Annotated in this window: 3 protein-coding genes; all 3 read left to right on the top strand. The window is 50.6% G+C overall.

All coding sequences use genetic code 11. The features are described 5' to 3' along the window. Nucleotides 1-1,095: VWA domain-containing protein (locus ACY69O_RS05800; RefSeq protein ID WP_462332519.1), on the top strand; the 1,095-nt coding region annotated here is incomplete at its 5' end. Next, nucleotides 1,095-1,970 carry an ABC transporter ATP-binding protein gene (locus ACY69O_RS05795; protein WP_462332518.1) on the top strand — a complete coding sequence of 292 codons (876 nt, stop codon included), beginning with the start codon at nucleotides 1,095-1,097 and terminating at the stop codon, nucleotides 1,968-1,970. The genes ACY69O_RS05800 and ACY69O_RS05795, both read left to right, overlap by 1 nt. Next, nucleotides 1,970-2,710 carry an ABC transporter permease gene (locus tag ACY69O_RS05790; protein WP_462332517.1) on the top strand — a complete coding sequence of 247 codons (741 nt, stop codon included), beginning with the start codon at nucleotides 1,970-1,972 and terminating at the stop codon, nucleotides 2,708-2,710. Before ACY69O_RS05795 ends, ACY69O_RS05790 begins: the two co-directional genes overlap by 1 nt. The last annotated feature ends 207 nt before the right edge of the window (nucleotides 2,711-2,917 follow it).

Here is a 2,917-nt window from a genome sequence, read left to right as displayed (position 1 = left end):
GCGGAGTTTGTTCTGCCGCACCGTATGCGCCCTGAACCGCCGCAGGCTGAGGAGCCTTTTCAGCAGACTCAGCAGGAGACGCAGGCACCGGAGCCGCAGAACAAAAAGGAACCGCCTCCACCGCAGGAAATGTTTGAACAGCCCCCGACTCCCGAAAACGATAAGATTGACACGGAAGAGCATGAGGGTAATAATGAACAGGATAAAGATGACCGCGAGCACATGGAAAATCCGAATGCGGGCAATGATGAGCGCGTCGATGCAGCTGACCAGAATGTAACGCTGCCGCCGGTCTGGATTGAGCCTGTCAAGGGCAGAGAGAAAAAGAAGGGCTCCGGCAAGCGCAGCGCAACGCGCACAGATGAGCGGCAGGGCCGTTATGTCCGCGCGGCACTGCCACGTTCAAAGGTGACGGACGTTGCTTTTGACGCAACGCTCCGCGCGGCAGCACCATTCCAGAAATGGCGTGAGAAAAACGGCTGCGCTCTTGTCATCAATAAAGAGGATATCCGCACGAAGATTCGCGAAAAACGCACGGGAAATATCTTTCTCTTTGTCGTCGATGCCAGCGGTTCCATGGGAGCGCGTGAGCGCATGAAGACGGTAAAGGGCGTTATTTTGAAGATCCTTCTTGAAGCGTATCAGAAACGCGACCGTGTCGGTATGATTGCCTTCCGCAAAAAGCAGGCGGAGGTTCTTCTGCCTGTCACAAAGAGCGTCGACTTTGCCCAGAAGAAGCTGGCTTCTATGCCTACAGGCGGGAAAACACCGCTTGCAAAGGGCATTGAAAAGACCGCTGACCTTTTGGATATGATGTATCGACAGGATCCGACACAGGACCCTGTGGTAATCTTCATCACAGACGGACGTGCTACGGCTCCGCTCAAAGAGGGCGGCGACCCTGTGGAGGAAGCTATGCTTGAGGCAGCGCGTGTTGCTAAGCACAATCTGCCAATCGCTGTCATTGATACGGAGAACGGCTTTATCAAGCTTGGACTTGTGAAGAAGCTTGCCAAGAAGCTGGAAGCTTCTTATTTCCACATGGATAAGCTTTCGGAGGATAGTCTGTTGCATATTTGGAGGAAAATGAGTTAATGATAGAGGTCAAAAATCTCTCAAAAGTTTTTCAGTATAAGGATAAACAAAATCAGACGGCAGAAAAGACAGCGGTTGACAATCTGTCTCTGTCTATAAAGACCGGAGAAATTTTTGGCCTTTTAGGTCCGAACGGTTCGGGCAAGACCACGACGATCCGTATGCTCACGATGCTCTTAAAACCAACGTCGGGAGAAATTTTTTATGACGGAAAGCATGTCGACATAGATGATGAGGATGTGCGAGAGGTCAAGCAGATGTTTGGCATCGTACCTCAGAATATCAATTTCGACATGGACCTTACCGTCAAGGAAAACATGGAACTGCACGGGCGGCTTTATCACATGAACAGCAAAGAACGTGAGGAGCGGATTGCGGAGCTTTTGAAGTATGTCGGGGTCGAAGAAGTCATTAATGACCGTGTACGCAATCTGTCAGGCGGTATGAAACGCCGCTCCCTGATTGCCCGCGCGCTCATGCACCATCCGCGCATTCTTTTCATGGACGAGCCGACGGTAGCGCTTGACCCGCAGATACGGCGCCATATATGGGAGCTTATCCGTGAGCTTGCGCATAAGGGCACGACTGTGCTCATCACGACACATTACATCGAAGAGGCGGAAGAGCTCTGCGACCGTGTGGCAATCGTGAACAAAGGCAAGCTTTTGGCGATCGATACGCCCAAGGGCTTTATCTCTAAGCTCGGTCGGTTTGTCGTTGAGTGGACGGAGGGAACCCATAAGGAATTTAAACTCTTCAATACCCGCGAAGAGGCAGGACAGTTCCTGACACAGCTTGACGCTCCGGGCGGCATCCGCAAATCAAATCTTGAGGATGTCTTTATCGAACTGACCGGACGAAAGGAGGGACTCTGATGCTGGGTGATATCTGGACAGTATTCTGGCGTGACTGGGTGGTATTAAAGCATCGCATGACGGCATTTATTTTGAGCCGTATGGTCGCTCCTATCCTTTATCTTGTAGCTTTTGGCTGGGGCCTTGGACGAAGCATTCAGACCGCTACGGGAGGATCCTATCTGGACTTTCTTGTGCCGGGCATCATGGCGCTGAACTCAATGAACATCAGCTTTAACAGTGTTATACAGGTACACGCGGAAAAGGTCTACCACAAGAGTATTGAGGAATATCTCACTTCACCGATATGGCCTCATGCATTTGTCATTGGAAAGACGCTGGCGGCTGTGCTTCGCGGACTCATATCTTCGGCGATTATTATCTGCCTTGCCTACGCATTCGGCGCGCATTTTTCCATCACACCGCTCTTTTTGCTGGTGCTGATTCTGAACTGTGCGGTCTTTGCCGAAATCGGGTTTGCCGCTGCAATGTATATCAAGACATACGAGCACATGGGACAGGTCAACACCTATGTTCTTCTGCCAATGTCCTTTTTATGCGGCACGTTCTTCTCGACACATACTCTGCCGGATGTGCTCCGCTGGTTCATCGAGCTGCTGCCGCTGACGCATACGAGCTATCTGCTCAGAGGAATCGCAATGAATCAGGAGGTTTCTCTTCTCTCCGTCGGCGTGCTCATGATTTATCTTGTCGTCGTATTCCTTATCGGCAGCAAGGCATTCCTGAAGCTGAGAGAATAAAATTTCATATAAATAAAGCCACACAGTGCGATTGCTGTGTGGCTTTTGTTTTGCGTGTATTTTACAGCAGTTTTTCGATATCTGCTGCGATAGCGGAGGGGACTGTAGTTGGCTCAAAGCGGGCAACTACATTTCCTGAACGGTCAATTACAAACTTTGTGAAGTTCCATTTGATATCCGGAGTTTTTGCCCAGTCCGGATTTGCTG

The sequence above is a fragment of the Schwartzia sp. (in: firmicutes) genome, assembly GCF_978017985.1.
Note: the sequence above shows the minus strand (reverse complement) of the source record. Positions and strands in the feature narration are given on the sequence as shown.

Bases quoted from the DNA above. Each gene is read 5' to 3' on its own strand.
- ACY69O_RS05790 (WP_462332517.1), top strand. From the start codon at position 1,970: ATGCTGGGTGATATCTGGACAGTATTCTGGCGTGACTGGGTGGTATTA.
- ACY69O_RS05795 (WP_462332518.1), top strand. From the start codon at position 1,095: ATGATAGAGGTCAAAAATCTCTCAAAAGTTTTTCAGTATAAGGATAAA.